2 protein-coding genes are annotated in these 1,504 nt (G+C 75.3%); both read left to right on the top strand.

The window, feature by feature from the left end; all coding sequences use genetic code 11:
- Positions 1-860, top strand: an 860-nt coding sequence (locus IEZ03_RS05600) for a (2Fe-2S)-binding protein (protein ID WP_189241158.1), incomplete at its 5' end; no start/stop codon positions are given.
- Between the two features lie 76 nt (positions 861-936).
- Positions 937-1,504 (top strand): amidohydrolase family protein (locus tag IEZ03_RS05595; RefSeq protein WP_229808038.1); only part of this gene is annotated, 568 nt, incomplete at its 3' end.

Here is a 1,504-nt window from a genome sequence, read left to right as displayed (position 1 = left end):
TGCGCGCCGACGTCACCGGCCTGGACACCGGCGGCGGGGCGGTGACCGGCGTGGAACTGGCCCTGCCCGGCGGCGGGACGGAGACCATCGCCGCCGACCTCGTCATCCTGTCGTGCGGCGTCCGGCCCGAGGTCTCCCTCGCCCGCGACGCGGGCCTCGCCATCGGCCGCGCCGTGCTCGTCGACGACGAGCTCCGCTCGGTCACCGACCCGTCCGTCCGCGCCATCGGGGAGTGCTCCGAGCACCGCGACGAGGTGTACGGCCTCGTGGCGCCCGCGTGGGAGCAGGCGGGGGTGCTCGCCGGGCTGCTGGCCGGCACCGACCCCGCCGCGCGGTTCACCGGCGCCCGGCAGATCACCCGCCTCAAGGCCGCCGGGATCGAGCTGGCCTCGATGGGCGAGACGCACCACGGAGACGACGAGGACGGCGTCGAGGTCGTCCGGTTCACCGACGCGGCGCGCGGCACCTACAAGAAGGCGGTCATCCGGGACGGGCGGCTCATCGGCGCGATCCTGCTCGGGGAGACCTCCACGGCGGGCACCCTCACCCAGCTCTACGACCGCGCCGACCCGCTGCCGGCCGAGCGCCTCGGCCTGCTGTTCCCCGGCCTCGGCGGCGCCGTCGAGACCTCGTCCCCGGTCCGCATGCCGGACGCCGCGACGGTCTGCCAATGCAACAACGTGACCAAGGGCCAGGTCCGCGCCTGCTGGCAGGCCGGCGCCCGGACCGCCGGCGACGTCGCCCGCGAGACCAGGGCGGGCACCGGGTGCGGGAGCTGCCGCGGAGCGCTGGAGGGCATCGTCTCCTGGCTGGACGGGCAGGAGTCGGCGGACGGGCCTGAGTCCGCCGACGTGGCCTGACGCGCGGCGGGTAGGCTCCGCCGCATGGCCGCCATCGCGAGAGGGTTCGCGCCGGGAACTCCGCCGGGACCCGTGCATGCTTGACGGACGCCCGCTCGTCGACGCGCACGTGCACGCCGCGCGGCTGCCGACGCTCCCGCCCGCGTGGCGGGAGTGGGCCGGCGAGTTCGGCGCGGCGAACCCCTGGCCGGACCTCTACGACGAAGGCGGGACGCTCGTCCCCGAGCGCGTCGACGCCCACTTCGCGGAGGAGGGCGTCGACATCGCGCTCCTGTTCTGCGAGTACAGCCCGAAGACGACCGGCATGCAGCCCATCGAGGACCTGGTGCCGCTGGTCGAGCACAACCCGCGCCGCTTCAGGCCGGTCGCCAACGTCAACCCGCACCTGCACTACCCGATCGGCGCCGAGGTCGAACGGCAGCTCGCGTTCGGCGCCGCGGCGCTGAAGCTGCACCCGGTGCATGCCGGGTTCAGCGTCGCCGACCCCGACCTGTACCCCGCCTACGAGGTGTGCCGGGACGCGGGCGTCCCCGTCGTCGTCCACTGCGGCACCAGCTCGTTCCCCGGCTCGGCCAACCGGTACGCCGACCCGGCGCCCCTCGACGACGTGCTGCGGCTGTTCCCCTCGCTGACCGTCGTGCTCG

This window comes from Actinomadura livida (assembly GCF_014648675.1).
GTDB lineage: Bacteria > Actinomycetota > Actinomycetes > Streptosporangiales > Streptosporangiaceae > Spirillospora > Spirillospora livida.
Note: the sequence above shows the minus strand (reverse complement) of the source record. Positions and strands in the feature narration are given on the sequence as shown.